At 71.5% G+C, this 25,410-nt stretch carries 21 protein-coding genes; 7 read left to right on the top strand and 14 right to left on the bottom strand.

Annotation, left to right across the window (positions count from 1 at the left end):
• Positions 1-14 precede the first annotated feature (14 nt).
• Complete coding sequence (gene tkt, locus ACIRD7_RS04240) at positions 15-2,090, bottom strand: transketolase (RefSeq protein WP_403449485.1); 2,076 nt, start codon at positions 2,088-2,090, stop codon at positions 15-17.
• 195 nt (positions 2,091-2,285) lie between these two features.
• Between tkt and ACIRD7_RS04245 the strand changes: the two genes are divergently transcribed.
• Positions 2,286-3,176, top strand: coding sequence for an AraC family transcriptional regulator (locus ACIRD7_RS04245; RefSeq protein WP_403451647.1), 891 nt, complete (start codon positions 2,286-2,288; stop codon positions 3,174-3,176).
• 64 nt (positions 3,177-3,240) lie between these two features.
• Complete coding sequence (locus tag ACIRD7_RS04250; protein ID WP_403449488.1) at positions 3,241-3,684, top strand: spore germination protein GerW family protein; 444 nt, start codon at positions 3,241-3,243, stop codon at positions 3,682-3,684.
• A 55-nt stretch (positions 3,685-3,739) separates the two neighbouring features.
• Here the strand turns inward: ACIRD7_RS04250 and ACIRD7_RS04255 are convergent, their stop codons facing one another.
• A complete protein-coding gene (locus tag ACIRD7_RS04255; protein WP_403449491.1) occupies positions 3,740-5,134 on the bottom strand; it encodes a glycoside hydrolase family 16 protein in 1,395 nt (464 codons plus the stop codon).
• A gap of 277 nt (positions 5,135-5,411) precedes the next feature.
• Here ACIRD7_RS04255 and ACIRD7_RS04260 point away from each other — a divergent pair, with 277 nt between their 5' ends.
• Positions 5,412-5,699, top strand: a complete 288-nt coding sequence (locus tag ACIRD7_RS04260; protein WP_403449493.1) for a DUF1905 domain-containing protein — start codon at positions 5,412-5,414, stop codon at positions 5,697-5,699.
• A gap of 19 nt (positions 5,700-5,718) precedes the next feature.
• Here the strand turns inward: ACIRD7_RS04260 and ACIRD7_RS04265 are convergent, their stop codons facing one another.
• From ACIRD7_RS04265 to ACIRD7_RS04285, 5 genes are all read right to left on the bottom strand, one after another.
• Positions 5,719-7,824 (bottom strand): MMPL family transporter, encoded by a 2,106-nt coding sequence (locus ACIRD7_RS04265; RefSeq protein ID WP_403449496.1) that lies wholly within the window; start codon positions 7,822-7,824, stop codon positions 5,719-5,721.
• 130 nt (positions 7,825-7,954) lie between these two features.
• Positions 7,955-8,623, bottom strand: coding sequence for a response regulator (locus tag ACIRD7_RS04270; RefSeq protein WP_403449498.1), 669 nt, complete (start codon positions 8,621-8,623; stop codon positions 7,955-7,957).
• Entirely contained in the window at positions 8,620-9,813 is a 1,194-nt protein-coding gene (locus ACIRD7_RS04275) for a sensor histidine kinase (RefSeq protein ID WP_403449501.1), read from the bottom strand. The genes ACIRD7_RS04270 and ACIRD7_RS04275 overlap by 4 nt, the downstream gene beginning before the upstream one ends.
• 58 nt (positions 9,814-9,871) lie before the next feature.
• Entirely contained in the window at positions 9,872-10,708 is an 837-nt protein-coding gene (locus tag ACIRD7_RS04280) for an IclR family transcriptional regulator (protein ID WP_403449504.1), read from the bottom strand.
• A 9-nt stretch (positions 10,709-10,717) separates the two neighbouring features.
• Complete coding sequence (locus ACIRD7_RS04285) at positions 10,718-11,143, bottom strand: MarR family winged helix-turn-helix transcriptional regulator (protein ID WP_403451649.1); 426 nt, start codon at positions 11,141-11,143, stop codon at positions 10,718-10,720.
• Between the two features lie 222 nt (positions 11,144-11,365).
• On the opposite strand from ACIRD7_RS04285, the gene ACIRD7_RS04290 reads away from it, so the two are divergent.
• Genes ACIRD7_RS04290 through ACIRD7_RS04305 form a run of 4 tightly spaced genes read left to right on the top strand, consistent with a single transcriptional unit; the run spans position 11,366 to position 15,150 of the window.
• Positions 11,366-12,283: an SDR family NAD(P)-dependent oxidoreductase gene (locus ACIRD7_RS04290; protein ID WP_403449507.1), complete on the top strand. Its 918-nt coding sequence runs from the start codon at positions 11,366-11,368 to the stop codon at positions 12,281-12,283.
• Positions 12,283-13,170 (top strand): amidohydrolase family protein, encoded by an 888-nt coding sequence (locus ACIRD7_RS04295; RefSeq protein ID WP_403449510.1) that lies wholly within the window; start codon positions 12,283-12,285, stop codon positions 13,168-13,170. The genes ACIRD7_RS04290 and ACIRD7_RS04295 overlap by 1 nt, the downstream gene beginning before the upstream one ends.
• A 10-nt stretch (positions 13,171-13,180) precedes the next feature.
• Positions 13,181-14,698 (top strand): long-chain fatty acid--CoA ligase, encoded by a 1,518-nt coding sequence (locus ACIRD7_RS04300; protein ID WP_403449513.1) that lies wholly within the window; start codon positions 13,181-13,183, stop codon positions 14,696-14,698.
• The gene (locus ACIRD7_RS04305) at positions 14,695-15,150 is read left to right on the top strand and encodes a MaoC family dehydratase (protein WP_403449515.1); all 456 of its coding nucleotides are present in this window, start codon (positions 14,695-14,697) and stop codon (positions 15,148-15,150) included. Before ACIRD7_RS04300 ends, ACIRD7_RS04305 begins: the two co-directional genes overlap by 4 nt.
• A gap of 57 nt (positions 15,151-15,207) precedes the next feature.
• On the opposite strand, the gene ACIRD7_RS04310 is transcribed toward ACIRD7_RS04305, so the two are convergent.
• The 7 genes from ACIRD7_RS04310 to ACIRD7_RS04340 form a co-directional block, all read right to left on the bottom strand.
• Positions 15,208-16,056 (bottom strand): hypothetical protein, encoded by an 849-nt coding sequence (locus tag ACIRD7_RS04310; RefSeq protein WP_403449518.1) that lies wholly within the window; start codon positions 16,054-16,056, stop codon positions 15,208-15,210.
• A 5-nt stretch (positions 16,057-16,061) separates the two neighbouring features.
• Entirely contained in the window at positions 16,062-17,735 is a 1,674-nt protein-coding gene (locus tag ACIRD7_RS04315; protein ID WP_403449521.1) for a PHP domain-containing protein, read from the bottom strand.
• Positions 17,736-17,754: 19 nt separating this feature from the next.
• Entirely contained in the window at positions 17,755-19,584 is a 1,830-nt protein-coding gene (locus ACIRD7_RS04320; RefSeq protein WP_403449524.1) for a LamG-like jellyroll fold domain-containing protein, read from the bottom strand.
• Between the two features lie 57 nt (positions 19,585-19,641).
• Complete coding sequence (locus ACIRD7_RS04325) at positions 19,642-22,575, bottom strand: glycoside hydrolase family 2 TIM barrel-domain containing protein (protein WP_403449526.1); 2,934 nt, start codon at positions 22,573-22,575, stop codon at positions 19,642-19,644.
• Positions 22,572-23,453 (bottom strand): alkaline phosphatase family protein, encoded by an 882-nt coding sequence (locus ACIRD7_RS04330; protein ID WP_403451651.1) that lies wholly within the window; start codon positions 23,451-23,453, stop codon positions 22,572-22,574. The genes ACIRD7_RS04325 and ACIRD7_RS04330 overlap by 4 nt, the downstream gene beginning before the upstream one ends.
• Positions 23,454-23,535: 82 nt before the next feature.
• Entirely contained in the window at positions 23,536-24,408 is an 873-nt protein-coding gene (locus tag ACIRD7_RS04335; protein WP_403449528.1) for a carbohydrate ABC transporter permease, read from the bottom strand.
• The gene (locus ACIRD7_RS04340; RefSeq protein WP_403451653.1) at positions 24,405-25,289 is read right to left on the bottom strand and encodes a carbohydrate ABC transporter permease; all 885 of its coding nucleotides are present in this window, start codon (positions 25,287-25,289) and stop codon (positions 24,405-24,407) included. The genes ACIRD7_RS04335 and ACIRD7_RS04340 overlap by 4 nt, the downstream gene beginning before the upstream one ends.
• Between the last annotated feature and the right edge of the window lie 121 nt (positions 25,290-25,410).

The raw sequence follows: 25,410 nt of genomic DNA on the forward strand, positions 1-25,410 counted from the left end.
TTTCTGCGTTCAGGTCAACCGCGGGCGGCGGCAAGGGATTCCCGCGCGGCGGCGGCCACGTTCTCGGGGGTGAAGCCGTACTCGGCGAACAGGGTCTTCGCGTCGGCGGAGGCGCCGAAGTGCTCCAGCGAGACGATGCGTCCGGCGTCGCCCACGAACCGGTACCAGGTCAGCCCGATGCCGGCCTCGACGGCGACCCGCGCCTTCACGGCCGGGGGCAGCACGCTCTCGCGGTACTCGCGCGACTGCTGCTCGAACCACTCCACGGACGGCATCGACACCACCCGCGTGCCGATCCCCTCGGCCTCCAGGGCCTCACGCGCGGCGACGGCGAGCTGCACCTCGGAGCCGGTGGCGATGAGGACCACGTCGGGGGTCTGGGTGGACGAGTCCTTCAGGACGTAACCGCCCTTCACCGCCTCGGGGTTGGGCGCGTACGTCGGCACGCCCTGGCGGGTGAGCGCGAGGCCGTGCGGAGCCGGGTCGGTGGAGTGGCGCCTGAGGATCTCGGCCCAGACGAGCGCCGTCTCGTTGGCGTCGGCGGGGCGGACGATGTTCAGGCCCGGGATGGCTCGCAGCGCGGCCAGGTGCTCGACCGGCTGGTGGGTCGGGCCGTCCTCGCCCAGGCCGATGGAGTCGTGCGTCCACACATACGTCACCGGCAGCTGCATCAGGGCCGACATGCGTACCGCGTTGCGCATGTAGTCGGAGAACACGAGGAACGTGCCGCCGTAGATACGGGTGTTGCCGTGCAGGGCGATGCCGTTCATCTCCGCGGCCATGGAGAACTCACGGATGCCGAAGTGGACGGTACGGCCGTACGGGTCGGCCTCGGGCAGCGGGTTGCCCTTCGGCAGGAACGAACTCGCCTTGTCGATGGTCGTGTTGTTCGAGCCGGCGAGGTCGGCGGAGCCGCCCCACAGTTCGGGGAGGATCGCGCCCAGGGACTGGAGCACCTTGCCGGAGGCGGCACGGGTGGCGACCGACTTGCCCTCCTCGAAGACCGGGACGGAAGCCTCCCAGCCCTCGGGCAGCTGACCGGCGACGATCCGGTCGAACAGTCGGGCGCGCTCGGGGTTGGCGGCGCGCCAGGTGCCGAGCTGCTTGTCCCAGGCCGCGTGCGCCTCGGCGCCCCGGTCGAGGGCGCGGCGGGAGTGGGCGAGGACTTCGCCCGCGACCTCGAAGGACCGCTCCGGGTCGAAGCCGAGGACGCGCTTCGTGGCGGCGATCTCGTCGGCGCCGAGCGCGGAGCCGTGGGAGGCCTCGGTGTTCTGCGCGTTCGGGGCGGGCCAGGCGATGATCGTGCGCATCGCGATGATCGAGGGGCGCTCGGTCTCGGCCTGCGCCGCCTTGAGCGCCGCGTACAGCGCGTGCACGTCGATGTCGCCGCCGAGCTCCGGCTCGATCCGCTGCACGTGCCAGCCGTACGCCTCGTACCGCTTCAGCACGTCCTCGGAGAACGCGGTCGCGGTGTCGCCCTCGATGGAGATGTGGTTGTCGTCGTAGAGGAAGACCAGGTTGCCGAGCCTCTGGTGGCCGGCGAGCGAGGAGGCCTCGGCGGAGACGCCCTCCTCCAGGTCGCCGTCGGAGACGATCGCCCAGATGGTGTGGTCGAACGGGGACTCGCCCTCGGGCGCCTCCGGGTCGAACAGGCCTCGCTCGTAGCGGGCGGCCATCGCCATGCCGACGGCGTTGGCGACACCCTGGCCCAGCGGGCCCGTCGTCGTCTCGACGCCCGCCGTGTGGCCGTACTCGGGGTGACCCGGCGTCTTCGAACCATGGGTGCGGAAGGCCTTGAGGTCGTCGAGCTCCAGCTCGTACCCGGCCAGGAAGAGCTGGGTGTAGAGGGTCAGCGACGTGTGGCCGGGCGACAGAACGAAACGATCCCGTCCGGTCCACTCGGGATCGGCGGGATCGTGACGCATCACCTTCTGAAAGATCGTGTACGCGGCCGGGGCCAGACTCATCGCGGTGCCCGGGTGGCCGTTGCCGACCTTCTGCACGGCATCCGCCGCCAACAGGCGCGCGGTGTCGACGGCACGCCGGTCCAGTTCGGTCCATTCGAATGTGTCCGGTGTCTGCGTGCTCATCTTCAAAAAGTCCTCGATCGGAGCGAAGTGGCTGGTCCAACGCGTTCAAAAGTAAAAGTCTGACTTTTTGGAGGGAAGGTCGGCGTGTGCCAGGCTGTGGTGAAAGTGGGACACGGCGGCGGATCCGGCGCACGGCTGAGCGAGGACCGCGCACGGCTGAGACGGCACGAGATGGACATGGCGGATATGGCGGGCATGGCGGACGCGGAGCCTCAAGGCGGCGACGCTATACGGACGTTTCCGTTCCCCGTCGATCTGAGCGTCCTCGGCGTCGGGATGCAGGTGGGGCCGATGGGCGCCGGCCGCACCTGGCACGCCGCCGACGCGCCGCTGGAGCGGGTGCACCGCATCGACTTCCACGTCGTGATGCTCTTCGACGAGGGCCCCGTGCGGCACATGATCGACTTCGCCGAGTACGAGGCGGGGGCCGGCGACCTGCTGTGGATCCGCCCCGGCCAGGTCCACCGCTTCTCCGGGACCGGCGACTACCGGGGCACCGTCCTGACCATGCAGCCCGGCTTCCTGCCCCGCGCCACGGTCGAGGCCACCGGCCTGTACCGCTACGACCTCCCGCCGCTGCTGCACCCGGACGACACCCAGCTCGCCGCCCTGCGCTCGTCCCTCGCCCAGCTCCGGCGCGAGTACGAGGACACGACGACCCTTCCGCTGAGCCTGCACACCGCGGTCCTGCGCCATTCGCTGACGGCGTTCCTGCTGCGCCTCGCCCATCTCGCCGCGAGCTCGGCGGAGGCCGCGCGCCGGCAGGGCGGCACGACGTTCACCCTCTTCCGGGACGCGGTGGAGCAGGGCTTCGCCACCAACCACAGCGTCAGCGCCTACGCCGACCGGCTCGGCTACTCCCGGCGCACCCTCGTCCGCGCGGTCCGCGCCGCCACCGGGGAGACCCCCAAGGGCTTCATCGACAAGCGCGTGATCCTGGAGGCGAAACGGCTCCTGGCCCACACGGACATGCCGATCGGCCGCATCGGAGCGGCGGTCGGGTTCCCGGACGCCGCGAACTTCTCCAAGTTCTTCCACCAGCACACGGAGATGACCCCGGCGGCCTTCCGCGCCGAGTTGAGCTGACGCTCCGCCAGTGGCGCGGCGAGGGCCCTTGACAGGGGGATCCCCGCGCACCTACGAAACCGTCATGACACCCAGCAATCAAGACAATGCGGACCCCGCCGCCGCTTCTTCCTCCGTGTCCGTGCCGGATCAGGACGCCCCGGCGGCCGGGGCGACGGCCGCCCTCCTGGAACGCCTCGCCGAGAAGCTCGGCGGCCGCGCCTCCGTCACGGCCGTGTACGGCGAGCCCGTCACCGTCGACGGCGTCACCGTCATCCCGGTCGCCAAGGTCGGCTTCGGCTTCGGCGGTGGCGCGGGACGCATGGTCGAGGGCGCCAGGGCCGGTGACGGCGGAGGCGGCGGGGGAGGGGTGGAGGCCAGGCCCCTCGGCTACATCGAGATCCGGGACGGCGCGGCGACGTACAAGCCGATCCGGGACCCCTGGGGCGACATCGTGCTCCCCCTGGCCGCCCTCCTCCTCGGCACCGCCCTCCCGAAGGCCGTCCGCGCGCTGCGGCGCCGGCGCTGAGCGCGGCCGATGCCCCGCGGCTCTCACCTCGCGGGGCATCGGTCGAACTCCACTGTCAGCGGCCGAAGTTGAACCAGTTCACGTTCACGAAGTCCGAGGGCTGGCCGCTCGTGAAGGTGAGATAGACGTCGTGGGTGCCGGTCACCCCGCTGATGTTCGCCGGGATCGTCCGCCACGACTGCCAGCCGCCAGTGTTGCCCACCGCGAAACTGCCGACCGGCGCGTTGCCGCGGCTGTCCAGGCGCACCTCGACCAGGCCGCTGACGCCGCTCGCCGCACCGCTCGCCACCCGGCCGACGAACTGGGTGGCGGCCGTGGAGCCGAAGTTGACGCCCCGGTACAGCGCCCAGTCACCGCCCGCGAGCGCCCCGATGTTCTGGCCCCCGCCCGAGTCGGCGGTGGACTCGGTGATCACGCCGCCCTGGCCGTCGTAGGACTCGGCCTGGATGGCGCTGTAGGCGTCGCGGTTGCCCGTCGGCGGGGGAGTGGTGCCGCCCCCGCTGGACAGCACCTGCACATAGTCGACGACCATGGAGTGGCCGGGCTGCGTTCCGCTGTCCGGGCCGCCGCCGAAGGCGTCGGGGAAACCGCCGCCCATGGCCACGTTGAGGATGACGAAGAAGCCGTGGTTCGTGGCGTTGGCCCAGGTCGTAGCGTCGACCTGGTTGGCTCGTACGGTGTGGTAGTTGACGCCGTCGAGATAGAAGCGGATCTCCTCGACGCTGGTCGAGCGGTCCCACTCCATCCGGTAGGTGTGGAAGCCCGCCTGGCAGGTCGTGCCGGAGCAGGTGGTGTTGCCGCCGATGCCGCTGGTCTCGTTGCAGGGACCGCCCGGCGAGGTGCCGCAGTGCATCGTGGCGAACACCGTGTTCATGCCCTGCGTGTTTTCCATGATGTCCAGCTCGCCGACGGCGGGCCAGTTCCAGTAGTTGCCGCGGTAGGGCCCGCCCAGCATCCAGAACGCCGGCCAGTACCCCTTGGCGGCGGCCCCGGTCACGTTCGGCACCTGGATCCGTGACTCCACGCGGAGCTTGCCGCCCGCCGGGGGCTGGAAGTCGGTGCGGTTGGTCTCGATGCGCCCCGACGTCCAGTTGCCGGAGGCGTCCCGGCGCGGGGTGATACGGAGGTTGCCGTTGCCGTCGAGCGAGACGTTGTCGGTGCTGTTCGTCATCGTCTCGATCTCGCCGGTGCCCCAGTTGGCGGGGCCGCCGGGATAGCCCTTGCCGGTCGCGTACTGCCAGTTGGAGGTGTTCACGCCGGAGCCGGCGGCGCCGTCGAAGTCGTCCAGGAAGACCTGCGTCCACCCGGACGGGGGTGCGGGCGCGGAGGCGTTCGCCGACGGGACGGCGACCGCGGCGGCGGCCGCCACCAGGCCGAGCGTGCCGAGGACGGCGACCAGCGCGCGCCTGGGGGACCGGCGTCTGCGGTGGGTGCCGGAGGGGTCAGTCATGGGGGTGCTGCCTCTCGGTGTACGGAGCGGGGAGTGGGGTGCGCGTGCCCTCGAGGGCGCTCGGAGACTGTTTGAGAGCGCTCTCAAAGTGCCGCCAATGTGCTCCCCGGCACTCCGGTCGTCAAGAGGTGAAGCAGAGAAATCCCTTGCGTCACGGTCGAGTTCACCCTGTGAAGGGGCGGGATCGCGGGCGGTGTCGGCGGTGTCCTTGGAACGAGGCGCGGCGGTCTGAGATCTTTCTGAGGACGACTCGGCGGACAGAAGGGGCCCGGACCAGATGGAACTCGCCTTCACCGGCTCGGTGATCGAATGGCGCGGTCCCGCGCCCTACTACTTCGTCCGGATCCCGGACGAGGAGTCCGCCGACATCCGCGAGGTGGCCACGATGGCCACCTACGGATGGGGCGTGATCCCCGTCGAGGCCCGGATAGGGGAGGTCGCCTTCGAGACGTCGCTCTTTCCCAAGGACGGCGGCTATCTGCTGCCGCTCAAGATCGCGGTGCGCAGGCCGCAGGGGCTCGGGGCCGGTGACGAGGTGGCCGTGAAGATGACCGTCCGCCTCTAGAGCGACGCTCCCCAGGCCGTCAGGCCTTCGTCGTCACGGGTGGCACGGGCGCGGGGGCCTGCTCGTGCAGCCCGAACCGGTCGTGCGCCCGGCGCAGCGGCCCCGGAGCCCACCAGGCGCGGCGGCCGAGCAGCGCCATCGTCGCCGGGACCAGCAGCATCCGTACGACCGTCGCGTCGATCAGCACCGCCAGGGTGAGCCCCAGACCGATCTGCAGGATCGGTGCGAAGCCGCCCGTCATGAAGGCGCCGAAGACCACCGCGAGGAGCAGCGCCGCACAGGTGACGACGCGGCCGGAGCGACGCAGTCCGGTGACGACGGCCTCCCGGTCGTCCCCGGTGAGCTGCCGCGCCTCGCGCATCCGGGCCAGGATGAACAGCTCGTAGTCCATCGCGAGCCCGAAGGCGATGGCCACGATCAGCGGCGGCGCGGTCAGGCTCAGCGCGCCCAGGCCCTCGCCGCCGAACAGCCCGGCCAGATGGCCGTCCTGGAAGACCCACACCACCACGCCGAGCGCGGCGCCCAGGCTGAGCAGGGTGGTCAGGATCGTGCGCAGCGGGATCAGCAGCGAACCCGTGAAGGCGAAGAGCAGGGCGAAGATTCCGGCCAGTACCGTCACCGCGGCCCAGGGCGCCCGCTCGGCGAGCATCTCCCGGAAGTCCACCAGCCGGGCGGCCGGTCCGGTGACCTCGACGGGCTCGTCGCCGCGGACGTCGCGGATCCGCTGCACGAGGTCGGTGGCCCGCTCGCCGTCCACGCTGCCCGGCGGCTGGACGCTGACGACCGTCGCGCCGCCGGGCAGTTCGCGGGAGACGGCCGCCGGGGACAGGGCCCGGATCCGGTCGGCGGTCGCGGCGTCCGTGCCCGGCTTCATCACCACGGTGATCGGGGAGACTCCGGTGCCGGGCGGGAAGTGCGCGTCGACGGTGTCGTACAACTGCCGTGCCTCGGTGCTCGCGGGCAGCTGCTTGGCGTCGCCGAGGTTGATCGTCATGCCGGTGACGGGCAGCGCGAGGACCAGCAGGACCGGGACGACGGTCGCCACGACGGCGACCCGGCGGCGGGCCGCGAAACGGGCCAGGCGCGCGAAGACACGGCCCTCCTCGCCGTCCGGCCGGACCTTCGCGGGTGGGATCCGCCCGCCGAACCGGGCGAGCAGCGCGGGCAGCAGGGTGAGTGCGGCCAGCATGTCGACGACGACCACGGCGGCGACGGCCAGGCCCATGCTGCGCAGGAACACGCTCGGGAACACCAGCAGCCCGGTCAGACTGACCGCGACGGTCAGCCCGGAGAAGAGCACGGTGCGGCCGGCCGCCGCGACCGTGCGGTGCACCGCCTCCGCCACGTCCCCCGTGTTGCGGCGCTCCTCCCGGAAGCGGACCACCATCAACAGGGCGTAGTCCACGGCGAGTCCGAGCCCCAGCATCGTGGTCACCTGGATCGCGTACACCGAGATGTCGGTGACCTCGCTGAACAGGAACAGCGCGAGGAAGGCCCCCGCGATCCCGCTGACCGCGATCACCAGCGGCAGCGCCGCCGCGCGCAGCCCGCCGAACACCACCAGCAGCAGGGCGAGCACCACCGGCAGGGAGATCAACTCCGCGTTGCGGACGTCCTCCTGGGCCCGCTCACCGATCTGCGTACCGAGCAGCGGGCCGCCACTGACGTGCACTTCGGGCGCGTCGATCTGCCGGATCCGCTCGGCCGCCGCGTCGACGGCCGCCTCCTCGGCGGCGTCGTCGAGGCCGCCCTCGAGGGTGACGGGGATGATCAGCGCCCGGCCGTCCTCGGCGGTCAGGCCACGGGTGGCGTACGGATCCGGTACGGCGGCCACCCCGGCGAGCGACCGCACCTCGGTGACGGCCCGCTCGACCTGGGCGCGCAGGGCCGGATCGGAGACGGCGGTGCCCTCGACGACACCGGTGAGGGACTCGCCGGACGGATCGGCCCGGTCGAGATACTGGCCGGCCGTCTCCGACTCGGTGCCCGGGATGTCGGCCACGTTGTCGGAGAGCCGGCTGAAGACGCCTGTCCCGAGCCCGAAGCCGAGCAGCAGGAAGAGCGCCCAGAGAACGATGACGGTGAGCGGGCGGCGGGTCGCCGCCCGGGCGAGCGTGGAGAGCACGGTCCCTCCCGGCAGGACGGTCGGTTGCCATCGCCCTCAGACTCGCGCCGCGGGGGTGGTCACCGGATCGCCGGAGGGAGCGGTTTACGGGCCTCCGTCGCACGGGGGAGAGACGCCGGGAACTCCCTCGCTAGGGGGATCCCGGTGTGACGAGCCCCGTCTCGTACGCGCAGATCACCGCCTGCACCCGGTCCCTCAGAGCGAGCTTGCCCAGCACGTTGCTCACATGGGTCTTCACCGTGTGCTCGCTGACGAACAGGGCGGTGGCGATCTCCGCGTTGGACAGCCCCCGGGCCAGCATCCGCAAGGTCTCCACCTCGCGTGCCGTCAGGACGTCAAGCCGCCGCGGCGTGGCCTCCACGGCCGTCTCGGCACGTTTGCGCCGCACGATGTCCGCGACCAGCCGCCGTGTCACCGCCGGCGCCAGCAGCGAGTCACCCGCCGCGACGACCCGCACGGCGTGCACGAGGTCGTCCCGCCGCACGTCCTTCAGCAGGAAGCCGCTGGCGCCCGCGCACAGCGCCTCGTACACGTACTCGTCCAGGTCGAACGTGGTCAGCATGACGACCTTGCAGCTCGACTGCCCGCACACCCGCCGGGCCGCGTCCAGTCCGTCCATGACCGGCATACGGATGTCGAGCAGCAGCACGTCCGGCGTGTGCCGCTCGACCGCGGCGACCGCCTCGGCGCCGTCCCCGGCCTCGGCGACCACCTCGATGTCCGGCTGCGCCTGGAGGATCATGCCGAACCCGGCGCGGACCAGTTCCTGGTCGTCGGCGACGACCACCCGGATGCTCATCCCAGGGCCGCCTGCCGGTCGACGGTCGCGGGCAGCCTTACGAGCACCTGGAAGCCGCCCCCGGGCCCGCGCCCGGCCCGTGCGCTGCCCCCGCAGGCGGCGGCCCGCTCCCGGATGCCGATCAGGCCGTGCCCGCCGGGGCCGCCCACCGGTCCGCTTCCGTCGTCCGTGACCGTCAGCGTCAACTCGTTCTCCGTCCAGTCGAGTTCGACGGTAGCGGAGCCGGCCTGCGCGTGCTTGACGGTGTTGGTCAGGGCCTCCTGGACCACCCGGAAGGCGGCGACCTCGGTGTCCGGGGGCAGCGGGCGGGGCGTGCCCGAGGTGCGCAGTTCCACGCGCAGGTCGGCGGACTCGCCGACCTGGCGGACCAGGCCGGGCAGGTCGGCCACGCCCGGTTGCGGCAGCCGCCACGAACCGCCGTTGTTCCGCTGGTCCTTGAGTACCCCGAGGATCCGGCGCAGCTGTGCCATCGCGTCCCGCCCCGCCGCCGCGATCGCGTCGAACGCGGCCTCCGCACGTGCCGGATCGCTGCGCACCACCACCGGCCCCGCCTCGGCCTGCACCACCATCAGGCTCACCGCGTGGGCGAGGACGTCGTGCATGTCCCGGGCGATCCGGGAGCGCTCCTGCGCGATGGCCCGCGCGGTGTCGGCGGCCCGCTCGCGCTCCAGGCGCCGGGCCCGGTCCTCCAGTTCGGCCGTGTAGGCCCGCTGCACACGGGCGAGCACGCCCAAGCCGTACGCGCAGACCACGCTGAGCAGGTGGAAGGCGTACTCGAACGGCTGGGGGTCCTCCTTGTGCAGCATCGTGAGGGAGACCCCGACCAGCCAGCCGAAGAGCATCACCCGCCGCTGCCACGGCTTGCCCAGGGTGGCCATCGTGTACAGGACGACCATGCCGCCGTACATCACGTCCGGCGGCGGCGCGTGATAGACGGCCTGGACCGGGGTGGCGACCGAGACCGCCCACGCCGTCGCGAACGGCGCCCTGCGCCGCCACACCAGCGGCACCGCGGTCGCGGCGCCGATCAGCCAGCCCTGCCAGGTCAGCCGGTCGTCGCCTTCGTCAGGGAAGATCCACTGGAGCGAGACGGCGAACAGCACCAGCGCGGCGAGCGCCGAGTCGACGGCGTAGGGATTCGCCGTGCGCAGGCGTGCGGCCACGGGGGCGATCCAGGAACGAGCGGACACGGGCGGCTCCTCGGGGCAAGGGCCCTTTCAGTATCGCGAGGGATGTCACGCCCCGTCCTCACCGGTGAGAGGGATATCGGCGGCCGCCTGCCTCCGGGACGTTCCCTTGCGTCCCCTCCGCGGGCCGCCAGCCCAGCCCCCGCGAGATCCCCCGCGCCGCCAGCCGCACCGCCGGCGCCAGCACCGGCACCTGTGCGTCGGCCTGCGGTACCACTACGGACACGGCTGCGACGACCGCCCCGCCCGGACCCCGTACCGGCGCGGCGACCGACAGGGCGTCGTCGGTGACCTGGCGGCTGCTCACCGCCACTCCGGTGCGGCGCACGTCGGCCAGCATGCGGCGCAGGCGGGCTGAATCGGTCACGGTGTACGGGGTGAAGGAGGCGAGCGGCCCCGCGCAGTACCGCTCCTGGAAGTCCGGCTCGGTGTGGGCGAGCAGCGCGAGCCCGACGCCCGTGGCGTGCAGCGGCCAGCGCGCCCCGACGCGGATGTGCACCCCGACCGCCGAGCGCCCCGACAGCCACTCGATGTAGACGACCTCGGTCCCGTCCTGGACCGCCAGCTGCACGTTCTCGTGCGTCGCCTCGTACAGGTCCTCCAGGTACGGCAGCGCGATCTGCCGCAGCGCCGGCCCGCGCGGCGCGAGGGCGGCGAGCTCCCACAGCCGCAGTCCGACGTGGTACAGCCCGGACTCGTCCCGCTCCAGCGCGCCCCACTCGGTGAGCGCGGCCACCAGCCGGTGCGCGGTGCTCAGGCTCAGCCCGGCACGCCGGCTGATGTCCGTCAGGCTCAGGGCCGGATGTTCGAGGTCGAAGGCACCGAGCACCGACAGCAGCCGGCCCGGTGCGGACCGCGCCCCGCCGGCCGGCAGGGACGGTACGGCGTCCGCGGTCATCGGGTCCCGTCACCCCAGCCCGGACTCGGCGACCCTGTGGAGCAGCGCGTGCAGCTGCTCGCGCTCGGTGGCGTCGAGGGGCTGGACCAGCTCGTTGGTGACGCGCTGCCCGGCCTCGTCGGTGTCCCGCAGGAACGCCCGGCCGCCCTCGGTCAGGACGACGATCCGGCTGCGGCGGTCGTCGGGGGAGGGGCGCCGCTCGGCGAAGCCCAGCTTCTCCAGGTCGTCGACCAGGCCGACGATCGCGCTCGGGTCGTAGCCGAGCGAGGCGCTCAGCTCGCGCTGGAGCGCGCCCGGGGTGGTGGCGAGGAAGCGCAGCAGCGCGTAGTGGCGCAGCCGCAGCCCCGACTCCTGCAGGAACGTGTTGAACAGCTGACCGGAGCGCAGCCCGAGGCGGTACAGCAGATAGCCCGTGTCCGCGTGCAGTGTGCGCATCCACGGCTCGTCGGCGTCGATCGGCACGGGGCCTGCGGTGTGGTGGGTGGTCTGCCGGCTGGCGATGGCGGGCTCCCTGGTCGAGGCCCCGGGCGGGGCGTGGCGTGCGATGTGCTGCCCCCAGCATGACGCAAAGACAGGAAGCCAACAACTATTGACGGCGACAACTATTGTTCTTACCTTCGATCTCGAAGTCGCACCGCCACTCGAAGGGACCCGCCCGTGCCCAGCATCGATCTCACCGGCAAGGCCGCCGTCGTCACCGGCAGCGGCCGGGGCCTCGGCCTCGCCTACGCCCACGCCCTGGCCGCCCACGGCGCCTCCGTGGTCGTCAACGACGTCGACGAGGCCGTGGCCGAGGCGGCCGTGAAGTCCATCACCGAGGCAGGCGGCACCGCCGTCGCCGAGGTCGTCCCGGTCGGCACGACCGAGGCCGCGGACCGGCTGGTCGGCCGCGCGGTCGAGGAGTTCGGCCGGCTCGACGTCCTGGTGACCAACGCGGGCATCCTGCGCGACAAGGTCCTGTGGAAGATGACCGACGACGACTTCGACGCGGTGATCACCACTCACCTCAAGGGCACCTTCACCTGCGCCCGCGCCGCCGCCGTCCGCATGCGCGAGCAGGGCGAGGGCGGCACCCTGATCCTGGTCGGCTCCCCGGCCGGACAGCGCGGCAACTTCGGGCAGACGAACTACGCCGCCGCCAAGGCCGGCATCGCCGCCTTCGCCCGTACGTGGTCCATGGAGCTGGGCCGCGCCGGCATCACCGTCAACGCGATCGTGCCGGTCGCCGCGACCGCGATGACCGAGACCATCCCCGCCTTCGCCCCGTACGTCGAGGCGATGAAGAACGGCGAGCCGCTGCCGGACTTCCTGCGCAAGGGCGAGGGCTTCGGCACCCCCGAGGACTGCGCGGCCCTCGTCCCCTTCCTCGCCTCCGAGGCGGCCCGCGGCATCACCGGGCAGGCCATCGGCATCGGCGGCGACAAGGTGGCACTCTGGTCGCATCCGCAGGAGATCGCGGCGGCGTTCGCGGACGGCGGCTGGACCCCCGACACCCTGGCCGACGTCTGGCCCACCTCCGTCGGCGCCGAGCTCCAGTCGGTCGGCATCCCGGCGCCCAAGTTCCCGGAGGCGTGATGGCCCCCTCCCTGAATCCCGACGAGCTGGTCGCGATCGACGTCCACACCCATGCGGAGGTCTCCTCCAAGGGGCACTCCTCCCTGGACGACGACCTGCACGACGCCTCTTCGGCCTACTTCAAGGTCGAGGGCAAGCGGAAGCCGACCCTGGAAGAGACCGCCGCCTACTACCGCGAGCGGAAGATGGCCGCCGTGATCTTCACGGTCGACGCCGAGTCCGCGACGGGCACACCGCCGGTCCCGAACGAGGAGGTCGCCGAGGCGGCCGCCGCCAACGCCGACGTCCTCATCCCCTTCGCGTCCATCGACCCCTTCCGGGGGAAGGCGGGCGTGCGGCAGGCACGCCGCCTGGTCGAGGAGTACGGGGTGAAGGGCTTCAAGTTCCACCCCAGCATCCAGGGCTTCTTCCCCAACGACCGCTCGGTGGCGTACGACCTGTACGAGGTGATCGAGGAGACGGGCACGATCGCCCTGTTCCACACCGGCCAGACGGGCATCGGCGCGGGCGTGCCGGGCGGTGGCGGAATCCGCCTGAAGTACTCCAACCCCCTCCACGTCGACGACGTGGCGGCGGACTTCCCGCATCTGAAGATCATCCTGGCGCACCCGTCCTTCCCGTGGCAGGACGAGGCCCTCGCGGTGGCGACCCACAAACCGGGCGTGCACATCGACCTCTCCGGCTGGTCGCCGAAGTACTTCCCGCCCCAACTGGTGCAGTACGCGAACACCCTGCTCAAGGAGAAGGTCCTCTTCGGCTCCGACTTCCCCGTCCTCACCCCCGACCGCTGGCTCGCCGACTTCGCCAAGCTGTCGATCAAGGACGAGGTCCGGCCGAAGATCCTCAAGGAGAACGCCGCCCGGCTGCTCGGGCTGACGAAACCGTAGGGGGCGTGACATGCGCAACGAGGGACTGGGGTCGTGGCCCGCACGCCGGGCCCGCAAGACCCCGCACCGCACGGCCCTGATCCACGGCGACACCACGTACACCTACGCGGGGCTGTACGACCGCACCACCCGCCTCGCCCACGCCCTGCGCGACCGGGGCCTGCGGCGCGGCGACCGCATCGCCTACCTCGGCCCGAACCACCCCTCCTACCTGGAGACCCTGTTCGCGGCCGGCACGCTCGGCGCGGTCTTCGTCCCGCTCAACACCCGCCTGGCCGGCCCCGAGATCGCCTACCAGCTCGCCGACTCCGGCGCGAAGGCCCTGCTCTACGGCCCGTCACACGCCGGACTGGTCGCGGGACTCCCGGGCAGCACCGACGTGCGCACGTACGTCGAGGTGGGCGGCGCGGAGTACGAGGACGCGCTGGCGTCGGCCTCCGACGAGCCCGTGGACACCCCGGTCACCCCCGACGACACCTGCATCATCATGTACACCTCGGGGACGACCGGCCGCCCCAAGGGCGCGATGCTCACCCACGGCAACCTCACCTGGAACGCGCTCAACGTCCTGGTCGACACCGACCTGATCGCCGACGAACGCGCCCTGGTGTCGGCCCCGTTGTTCCACACCGCGGGCCTGAACATGCTCACGCTCCCGGTCCTGCTCAAGGGCGGCACCTGCGTCCTGGTCGAGGCGTTCGACACGGACGCCACCTTCGACCTGATCGCGCGTCACCGCATCACCTTCATGTTCGGCGTACCGACCATGTTCGACCAGGTGGCCCGTCACCCCCGCTGGCCCGACGCCGACCTGTCGTCCCTGCGCATCCTGACGTGCGGGGGCTCCCCGGTGCCGACACCGCTCATCACCGCGTACCAGGCACGGGGCCTGACGTTCCTTCAGGGCTACGGCATGACCGAGGCCGCCCCCGGGACCCTGTTCCTGGACGCCGAACACGCGGTGAGCAAGGCGGGCTCGGCGGGCGTACCGCACTTCTTCAGCGACGTACGCGTCGTACGGCCGGACCTGACCCCGGTCGATGTCGGCGAGAACGGCGAGGTCGTGGTCCACGGCCCCCATGTCATGCCCGGCTACTGGGGGTTGCCCGAGGAGACGGCCGCCTGCTTCGCGGACGGCTGGTTCCGCAGCGGGGACGCCGCCCGGGTCGACGAGGACGGCTACGTCTTCATCGTCGACCGCATCAAGGACATGATCATCTCCGGCGGGGAGAACATCTACCCCGCCGAGATCGAGGACCTCCTCCTCGCCCACCCCGACATCGTCGAGTGCGCGGTGATCGGCGTGCCCGACGAGAAGTGGGGCGAGGTGCCGCGCGCGGTGGTCGTCCCGCGCGAGGGCGTCGCACTCGACCCCGACGAGGTGCTCGCCGCCCTCTCCGGCCGCCTGGCCAAGTACAAGATCCCCAAGTCGGTGGTCCTCGCGGACGAACTCCCGCGCACCGCCTCCGGAAAACTCCTCAAGTCCCGGGTCCGCACCCGGTACGGAAACAGTGAAGGAACCGCATGAGCATCACCGTGAACGGCCTCGACGAACTGAAGAAGCTGGCCGGCAGCGACCTCGGCACCAGCGAGTGGATCGAGGTCACCCAGGACCGGATCAACACCTTCGCCGACGCCACGGGGGACCACCAGTGGATCCACGTCGACCCGGAGCGGGCGGCCGAGGGCCCGTTCGGCGCACCCATCGCCCACGGCTACCTGACCCTGTCGCTCTTCATCCCGCTGTTCACCGAGCTGCTGGACGTCCAGGGGGTGACGACGAAGGTCAACTACGGGCTGAACAAGGTGCGTTTCCCGTCGCCGGTGAAGGTCGGCTCCCGCATTCGGCTCGTCGGGAAGCTGGCCGAGGTCGAGGAGGTGCCGGGCGGGGTGCAGATCGCCGTGGACGGCACCATCGAGATCGAGGGCGGGGCGAAGCCGGCGGCGGTCTTGCAGAGCCTGTCGCGGTTCTACGCCTGACCCGCCCCCGCCCCCGCCCCCGCCCCCGCCCTCGCCCTCGCCCCCTCCTCGACTCGATCAGCCGGTGGCCTGCTTGTACGAGTACACAGCCGTGGCCACCGCGCACACCCCCGGCGCAATGACCTCCGCCCGCAAGGTGCCGCTGTTCACGTCGTAGTCGACGCCCTCCGTCTCGAACGTGCCCGTGCACACGCTGCGTTGCGGCAGGGCGAACAGGGCCTTCACCGAACCGGTGATCGGCAGGCCGTCCACCTTGCGGGGGAGGTCGACCTGGAGGAGGGGGCGCGGCTCCGGGAAGAAGGCGCCCGTGGCGTCGTTCGAGGCGCACAGCAGGCGGGTGTCCGTGACGAAGTCGCAGCCCTGGATGTCGCGCACCGGCTTGTCCAGGGTGATCTGCCAGGCCTCCTTGAGGTCTCCGCCCGTCGGGGACGTGGCGGGGTTCAGCAGGGGAGCCGGGAAGACCTGGAGCCTTCGCTGCTCGCCCCACTCGCCCGACACCATCCACTGGCCGTCGGGCGAGACCGTGGCGAAGGAGTTGTTGAGCTTCTCACCCGGGTTGAGCTGGTGGACGTACTCGTAGCGCTTCCCGGCCGGAGTCGTCACCGCGAACATCTTCGACGTGGCCGTGTCCGGGCCCTGGTAGGCGTCGAAGGTGTGGCCGCGGGCGATGTCGGGGTCCCCGACGTGGTTCCAGCCCTTGAACCGCAGGTCCAGCGGGATGTCCGCCAGACCCCGGTACAGCAGCGAGCCGTCCGCCCGCGCGGCGAGCCCCTGACCGCCGCCCAGAGTGTCGGTGTACGCCGTGCCGGTCTCCACCCAGTGCGGGTCGCCGGCGGCCGACGCCGTGCCCGCACCCAGGGTGAGGGCGCCTAATAACGCGCCCACGACGGTGAGTTGACGTCTCATCAGGTTCAGGCTCCTGCCACGTCGACGAAGATGGGGTTGGAATAGAACCACGTATCGGCCCACGGGTCACCGTTTCCGGGCGCGTGCGGGATGGGCCCGTGCGGGTCGATCGAGGCGCCGAGGTAGCCGGTGCCGTTGCGGTTGCCGTCGCTGCCGCGCAGACGGACGTAGAAGGACTCGTTCCCGGCGGTCAGCGGGATCCGCAGGGTGTAGGTGCCCTTGCGGCCGGAGACGTCCTTCGTCGTCACCACCCTGGTGTCGGGCGCCTGCCAGGTGTCGCGGTCGCTCACCGGGCCGCGCACCGCGCCGCGGATGACGTCCACGTGCGCCAACTCCGGGACGATTCCCTGCGGGTTGGGGCGGGAGGCGGACGTCACCGTCACGTGCAGGGTGAGCCGCTCGCCCTTGCGGACGCGCAGCCGGCCGCCCAGCGTGACGCCCCTGCCGTGGTCGCAGTCCCGCTTCAGGCGCACGTCGAGGCCGTCCAGCAGATGGCCGTGGTCCAGCCAGACCCGACCCGCGCGCAGGCCCGCCATCACCGAGCGGTAGCCGTAGCGGGTCACACCGACATGGGTGCGGCTGAACTGGCCCGGCCAGAAGTCGCTGCCGGGCTGCGGGGTGTCGGTGTCGACCGGGTCGGGCAGCTTGCCGGTGTTGTCGAAGTTCTGCCCCGCCGGCCAGTCGCCGTTCTTCCAGGTGTCGAAGACGATGCGGTGGGCGTCGGAGTTCGTGGTGACCGAGAACAGGCGGCCCTCCGCCAGCATCGAGTCCCACAGACCGCCGACCGTCGCGGTCGCCCAGTCGAAGCCGCCGTAGGTGAGGTACGCCTCCGCCGGGTAGCCCGGCCAGGACTGCGCCGACGGCTTGTTCTCGTACTCGCCGCGCATCGAGGTCGCCCCGCGCCAGCCGGGGATCGCCGCGCCCTGGGCGCCGGGCGCGCCCTCCATGCCGATCATGATCTCGGGGGCCGCGTCGCGCCAGCCGCGCATCTCGTGCGGGGAGTCGATGCCGAGGCGCAGCGGGTGGTTGGCGAGGACGAGGACGTCGTCGACGTAGCCCGTGCGGCGCTGCTCGGCGAGCCACTTGATGGCCTTGACCGCGTGGGCCTCGTTGCGGGCGGTGTCCGCCGCGCCCGGGGCGCCCTCGGTGTAGCCGAGCAGCTTGCCGTCGTAGGCGCTCTCGAACCGGGTGAGCAGGTCGACCTCGTTACGGCCGGGCGCGGCGAAGACCGTGCAGTGCTCGGCGGCCGGGATGTACCACTCCAGGCCCTGGAAGATGAGCTGGCGCGGGTTCTCCGCGCGGGCCTTGAGGATCTCCTGGTGCTCCAGCGGGGCGCCGTACTTGGCGTGCCCGAAGTTGGAGTGCTCGGTGAACACCATCCAGTCCAGGCCGTACTCGGCACCCGCGGCGGCCAGCTGGGAGAACGTGTACTTGGCGTCGTGGCTGTAGACGGTGTGGATGTGGTGGTCGCCGACGAGGTAGGCGAGGCGGGGGTCCTCTCCGCCCAGGCGCCGGTCGGCGGCGGAGGCCGCCGTGGGGACGGCCGCGCCGCCCAGGGCGAACGCGGCGCCGAACAGGCCCGCGCGGCGCAGGAGTCCGCGTCGGGAGACGCCCTGCGGGTCGAGGTCGGCGGGGGAGACGGACGGGTCGGCCCAGGTGGGCAGCTGCTGCTCGGTCATGGTGTTCCTCGAAGGGGCGTCAGTGGGTCATGAAGGAGGTGACGGGCAGCGCCCGTTCGACGATCCGGACGTCGCCGAGGCGGCCGTACAGGATCTGGTCGATGCGGCCGCCGTACTCGTAGCCGCCGAGCAGCCAGGGCAGGCCGACCGTGGTGAGGCCGATCGCGGTGGAGTGCGGGTTGCGGGCCACCGGGCAGCCCTGGACGTACATCGTGGTGTGCCGGCCGTCGTTGACGACGGCGACGTGCCACCACGTCTCGCGCGCGGTCTCGTCGCCCCAGTTGGTCGCGATGCCCTGCTGGTTGAGCGGCCGCACGGCCCACTGCGGGCCGGGGCCGTCGGACAGCGAGAGCGTGGCGAGCGGCTCGTCGGGGTCGTCCTCCGTCTTGCCGGCGGCGCCCCCGGTGCCGGTACGGCTGACCAGACCGGCCCAGGCGTTGTGCGAGGCGTCCCAGTCGGCGGGGAGCCAGTAGAAGGCCTCGATGGTGTAGCCGTCCCGGAACGTCGCCGAGTTGAGCGGGGCGCCGTCGACCGTGCGCAGATACGCGCCCCGCAGCGGGGACTTGAAGCCCTGGAACTCCAGGCTGCCGTGTCCGGGCTGGTCCGGGTGGTGGTCGTCCGACCAGCCGAGCTTGCCGCCGCCCACGGAGACCACGGTGAGGTCGTTGCCGCGGCCGGACAGGTCACGGACAGTGCCGGAGACGGGGGAGTCGAAGCGCCAGTAGGCGGCCGTGCCCCGGATCAGCATCTTCGAGGCGGGGCGCGCCGGGCGGGCGGGCACCGGGGCGAAGCCGGCGAAGCGGTCCGCGAAGTCGATGTCGACCGAGAACCGGTCGGCGTCGCCGCTGAGCTCGATCTCCTGGCGCTCCAGCTCGTTCAGGCCCTTCGCGGCCCGGCCGAGGATCCACGGGGAGACCGTCTCGACGTCGATGACATCGCGGTCCAGGTCGAAGTGGTAGAGGCGGATCATCGCCGCACCGCCGAAGTAGCGGTTCTGGTAGTTCGTCAGGTGCAGGTGGACGTCGTTGCCCGCCGCGTTCTTGCGGACCGCCCGGCCCGCCGGCCAGTAGTGGCCGTTGAGGGTGAGGAAGATCTGGTCGTGGTCCTTGATCAGCTGGTCCCACAGCTGCTGACCGTAGGACGACAACGTGTCGTCATCGACGACCAGTTCGTGCGTGGTGAGGATGACCGGCGTCTTCGGGTGCCGGGCGAGGACGTCCTTCGCCCAGGCGTAGCCCTTCGCCGACAGCCGCCAGTCCAGCGCGAGCACCATCCACTCGCGGCCGGCCGCCCGGAACAGGTGGTAGGTGTTGTAGCCGTCCGAGGAGGCCCCGCCGAACGTGGGGCTGCCCTGGAAGCGCCGCGGTCCGAACGTGTCCAGGTACGGCGTAGGGCCACGCTGGTCGTCGGTGGACGACTTCACGTCGTGGTTGCCGGCCAGGACGCTGTAGCCGACGCCCCGCCGGTCGAGCAGCTCGAACGCCCGGCCGATCGCGGCGCATTCCTCCTTCGCGCCGTTCTCGGTGAGGTCGCCGAGGTGGGAGAGGAAGACGATGTTCTCGTCCCGGCCGTGCTCCAGCAGATAGCGCAGGGACGCCTCGACGGGCGCGGGGTTGATGCTCGGCCCGTCGAAGAGGTACTGGGTGTCGGGCATCACGGCCAGCGTGAAGCGACGGCTCTCCGGGTCGGGGCGCCGGCCGGCCGCCGTGGAGGCCTCGGCGGCAGCGGCCGGCAGGGCGACCCCCGCCGTGGCCGCGGCGCCGATCAGCGCGGTGGCGCGCAGGAAACCACGTCTTCCCGCACCGGCCTGCGGGGCCTCGCCCTGTTCCTGGTCATGCGAAGTACACACGTGTGCTCCGTAAAGAAGATCCGTGAGAAAGGTGATGGTGGAGGGCGTGGGGGGAGTTCAGAGAACGCGCAGGGTCCAGCTCCAGTGGTGGATGCCCGGTGCGACGAGGTACGACGGTGAGGTGTCGGGCCCGCAGGAGGCGGTGCCCAGGCCGCGGTGCGCGGCGTCGATGTGCACCACGCAGCCGGGCCGCGGGACCAGCTCGTCGTGGTGGCCGGCCAGGGCGAGGTCCCCGGCGCGATAGCGGGTCACGGAGACCTGACGGGGCTCGTCCAGGGTGACGGACAGCCCGGTGGCGTCCGGCGCCGACAGCGTGAACCGCCGTACGCCGTGGCGGCCGCCGCTCTCCTGCGGCCGCAGATACGGGGTGAACAACTCGTCGACCGGTACGGCGTGATGGCCGACCGGCGCGCCGGTGCTGCGGTCGGGATACGACTCCCAGGGCCCCTGGCCGAACCACTCCAGCAGATCGAGCCCCGCGACCGTCTCCCAGACCGTGCCGACCCGCGCCACGTCGTCGAACGCCGCCGGCAGTTCGGCCTCCTCGTCGACCCGCACACCGCCCTCGACGGGCGTCAGCACCTGCCGGTGCCGTACGACACCGGTCGTGCCCGCGTACTCGGCCTCCACCGTCACGCGGCCGGCTTCCTCGCGCACCGACACGACCTTGCGCACCAGCGCGTCGAGCCCCCAGGCCCGCCAGCGCTGCGCCATGCCGCCGAGTTCGTCGTTGTCGGTGGGCGCCCGCCACAGCGAGAGCGTCGGGGCGGCCGTCAGCAGCGGATGGACGAGCAGACCCTCGCCGTCCACCTCGGCCCGCCGGGCCACCGGAGCCTCCACCTCCACGGGGTCGGGACCGCGCAGTCTGATCTGCGGCACACACACCTCGGTGCCGCGCGGCGCCCACGGCTGGTCCTCGGCCACGGTCACCCGCAGCGTCAGCCAGGCCTCGCCACCGTCCTGCGGCACCGCGAAGGGCAGCGGTACGGCGGCCGTCTCGCCGGGGCACAGGCGCGGCAGCTCGGCCGGCCCGGACAGCGTCGTGCCGTCGGCGAGGTCAAGACGCCACTCGCCGGCCAGCCAGTCCAGGCCGCGGAAGTGCTGGTGGTTGCCGAGCACGATGCCCTCGTGCCGGTAGCACTCGATGCGCACGGGCGCCGCGATCTCCCGGTGCTCGTACATCGCGGGCTTGGGGGTGCGGTCGGGGAAGACCACGCCGTCGGCGATGAAGGCGCCGTCGTGGATGGTCTCCCCGAAGTCGCCGCCGTACGCCCAGCGGTGGCCGGGCGCGGCGACACCGTTGTCGTAGAGGCCGGCGCCCCCACGCCCGACCGGTCTTCCGTCGCTCACGCGTTGCAGAATCCCGTGGTCCCAGAACTCCCAGATGAACCCGCCCTGAAGACCCGGGGTGGCCTCGATGGCGGCCCAGTGGTCGGCCAGCGTGCCGTTGCTGTTGCCCATCGCGTGCGAGTACTCGCACTGGATGAGCGGCCTGGTCTGCTCGCCGGAGAGCGCGTGGGCGACGCAGTCCTCGAGGGGCGCGTACATGGGGCAGGCGATGTCGGAGGCGTCGTCCGTGGCCGCCCAGTCGAGCTTGGCCGCCCCCTCGTACTGGACCGGCCGCGTCGTATCGTGCCGGCGCACCCAGCCGGCCGCCGCGTCGTGGTTCGCGCCGTAGTCGGACTCGTTGCCCAGCGACCAGATGATGACCGACGGATGGTTCTTGTCGCGCAGCACCATGCGCGAGACCCGGTCCACGAAGGCGTTCAGGTAGCGCGGGTCGTCGGCGATCTCGTGGGCGTGGTCGTGGGACTCGATGTCCGCCTCGTCGACGACGTAGAGGCCGAGCTCGTCGGCCAGGTCGTACAGCGCCGGGTCGCCCGGGTAGTGGGAGGTGCGGACCGCGTTGAAGCCGAACCGCTTGAGCAGGACCAGATCGGCGCGCATGTCGTCGTACGACACCGTCCGCCCGGTCAGCGGGTGGAAGTCGTGCCGGTTGACGCCCCGGATGAACACCCGCTCCCCGTTGACGAGCAGGTCCCGACCGACGATCTCGACGTCCCGGAAGCCGATCCGGTGGCGGGAGGTGTCGGCGACCGTGCCGTCCGCGCGGTGCAGGCGGACGGTCAGGTCGTAGAGCTCGGGCGTCTCCGCGTTCCAGGTGCGCACCTCGGGCACGGTGGTCCCCAGCCGGGCCTCGCCGAGGAAGTCGGAGACCCGCTCGTCCTCGGCGTTGGCGCGGTCGAACTCCGCGTCCTGCGCCAGCGGCTCGCCGTCCAGCTCACCGGTCAGATACCAGCCCGCGGGCAGGGCCCCGCCCGCGTCCCGCACCCGGCAGTCGACCCGCAGCTCACCGCTGCGGCGGGCCCGCACGGTCACGTCCGCGAGATGCAGCGGGTCGGTGGCGTACAGCAGTACCGAGCGGGTGATGCCGCCGTGCCACCACTGGTCCTGGTCCTCGACGTGGGAGGCGTCGGACCACTTGACGACCGTGAGCCGCACGGTCGCGGACGAGCCGGGGCGCACCAGCCCCGTCAGGTCGAACTCGGCCGCCAGGTGTGAGTCCTTGGAGACGCCGACCGGCCGGCCGTCCACATGCACCAGCAGCACGCTCTCGGCCGCCCCGACCTGGAGCACGATCCGGCGTCCGGCCCACTCGGCGGGCACGTCCACCTCACGCTCGTACACCCCCGTCGGGTTGGCGGCGGGGGAGTGCGGCGGGATGTCGGGGAACGGCATCCGCACGTTGGTGTACTGCGGCAGGTCGTCCGTGTCCTGCAGGGTCCAGACGCCGGGGACGTACGCCGACGACCAGGCACCGCCGACCGGCGCGTGCGGAGCGGACAGCAACTCAAAGCGCCAGTCGCCGTCCAGGGGGAGTGCTCCGCGGCGCCGGTCGACGGCGTTCATGGGGAGTCGCCCCCAGGAGGTCACCTCGGGTGCCTCCCAGGGGCGCAGGGCGACCAGGGGATCGAGGGGTACGTCGGTCATGACCCTTCCGCAATCGGTGTGGTGGGCCGGGGCAGAGCGCGGCCCAGCAGACCCCAGGCGGGGTCGACGGGGATGCCAAGTCGGTCCAGGACGGTGGGGGCGATGTCGATGAGACGGGGTGACTGGAGCCGGGTGCCGCCGGGCAGGCCGGGCTCGGCGAGGATGACGAAGACCTCCCGCTCGGCATGCGTGTCGCCACCGTGGCCCCCGCTGTCGAGGTGGCCGTGGTCCGTGGTGACGAGCACGGTCCAGTGCTCGTTCGCCCGCCCGGGGTCGCAGCGCCGGGCTTCGATCGCCGCCAGCAGCCGCCCGAGGTGGGCGTCCTGGGCGAGGAGGGCGCGGTCGTAGGCGGGGGAGAGAGGGCCTGCTGAGTGGCCGGCCTCGTCGGTGGCACCGAAGTACACGAACACGGCATCCGGGTCGTGCCGGGTGAGCCAGCGGGTGGCCGTGCGGGCGACTCGGCGGTCCGCGGTGCGGTAGCCGCGGAATTCGCCGTTGTAGCGCACACGCCGGCCGATGGCGGCGCCCAGGACGCCGCGGCGGACCAGTTGCGGCCAGGACACCGCGGCCGCGGTGCGCAGTCCGGGCCGGGCGGCGACGGCACGCGTCAGGAAGTCCGGGTAGCGGGCGTAGTCGGCGCCGACGAAGTCGTTGCCGGTCACCCCGTGCCGGTCGGGCCACACTCCGGTCAGCACGCTCGACCAGCCGGGGCCGGAGTCGGTGTAGGCCATGTCGGTGGACCGCCCGTCGTGGGCCCGGCCGTTCGCCATGCCGTAGGGCAGCAGACTGGTGCCGTGGGCGCCCGCGGCCATCAGGCCGTGCAGCACGGGTGCCACGGAGGGCGAGCGGACCAGCCGGTCGTAGCGCAGCCCGTCCATGCCCACCACGAGCACATGGCCGCGTTCCGGCCGTCCTGCGCCGATGGCTTCCACCACTGCGGACCTCTCTCTCGACGTGGGCTCAGGTGCCCTGAACCGCGCCTTCGGTGGCGCCCGCTACGAACCCGCGCGCGAAGACGGTGAAGACGATGACCAGGGGCAGGGACGCCATCAGCACACCGGCCATGACCATGCTGTAGTCGGTGGTGTGACCGACGTGGAGCTGGGCGAGTTCCACCTGGAGCGTGACGCGGTCGGGGTTGGTGAGCACGATGAGCGGCCAGACGTAGTCGTTCCAGGCGTTGACGAAGGCGTAGATGGCGAGGAAGGACAGCGCGGGCTTGATCATCGGCAGGACGATGTTCCGGTACTGGCGGAAGAAGCCGGCGCCGTCGATGCGCGCGGCGTCGAGCAGTTCGTCGGGTACTCCGTTCTCGATGTACTGGCGCAGCCAGAAGATGCCGAAGGCGTTGGAGAGGGCGGGCCAGACCAGCGCCTTGAGCATGCCGACCCAGCCGATCTCGGACATCAGGATGAACTGCGGCAGGACGGCCAGCTGGAGTGGCAGCATCATGAACACCAGCAGCGTGCCGAAGAGCACTTTGCGCCCCGGGAAGTCGAACTTGGCGAAGGCGAAGGCCGCCAGGGAGTCGATGAACAGCACCAGGACCGTGGTGACGCACGCGACGACGACCGTGTTGAGCATCGACCCGAAGAAGTCGATGGTGTCGAGCACATGGCGGATGTTCTCCAGCAGATGGGAGCCGAAGGTCAGCTTCGGTGGGCTCTTGTAGATGTCCTTGGTGGTGTTGGTCGCCATCACGATCGTCCACGCGAACGGGAAGACCGAGACCAGGACGGCCAGGAGGAGCAGGATGTGCGCGGTCAGGCCCGTGGGGCGCCGCAGCCGCCGCCTCGCGCCCGTGGCCGGCGATGGGGTAGCGGCCGTCGTCATGACTTCCTCCCTCGTTGCACGATGCGCCAGTTGATGACGACGAGCACGATGATCAGTACGAAGAAGGCCCACACGATGGCCGCGCCGTAGCCGTAGTCGTTGTTGAGGAAGGCCGACTGGTAGAAGTACAGCAGCGTGGTCAGGCCCGCCTGGCCGGGGCCGCCGAGGTTCTGGTTGGCGGCGTTGCTGGCGAACAGGACCTGGGGTTCGCTGAAGCTCTGCAGGCCGTTGATGGTCGAGATGACGACGGTGAACAGGATGATCGGCCGCATGATCGGAATGGTGATCTGGAAGAAGGTCCGCACGGGCCCGGCGCCGTCGATCTTGGCCGCCTCGTAGACGGACTGCGGGATGGCCTGGAGGCCGGCCAGGTAGATGATCATGTTGTAGCCGGTCCACATCCAGGTCATCAGCGCCGCGATCACGACTTTGATCAGCCATGGATTGCTCAGCCACGGGACGGGCGAGATGCCGACCGTGCCCAGAATCGCGTTGACCAGGCCGAAGTTGTTGCTGAACACCGCGCCGAAGAAGATCGCCACGGCGACGATCGACGTGACGTTCGGCACGTAGAGGGCGATGCGGTAGAAGCCCTTGAAGCGGCGCACCGAGTGCAGCAGCGTCGCCAGTACCAGGGCGCCGAACAGCGTGGGCACGGTGGACAGCACCCAGATCACCAGGGTGTTGCGGATCGACAGCCAGAAGACCGGGTCGCTCCAGAGGAACTCGAACTGCTGCAGGCCCACGAACTGCTTGGTACCGAGGCCGTCATAGCGCTGGAAGGCCAGGTACAGCGAATAGAAGACGGGAACGAAGGAGAAGGCGGCGAAGATCAGGTAGAAGGGTGAGATCGCCAGGTACTGCCGCCAGTACGACAGCACGCCGCGACGCGCGGGCCGAGCGGCGCCGGGGGGCGGCGTGCGCCGGGGGCGGAAACGGGCCGGGCCGGGCCCGCCACGGTGCTCGTGCACCGTGGCGGAGCCCGTGACCGGAGGGGACGAC

The sequence above is a fragment of the Streptomyces sp. NPDC093568 genome, from assembly GCF_044764945.1.
In the GTDB taxonomy this organism is placed as follows: Bacteria; Actinomycetota; Actinomycetes; order Streptomycetales; family Streptomycetaceae; genus Streptomyces.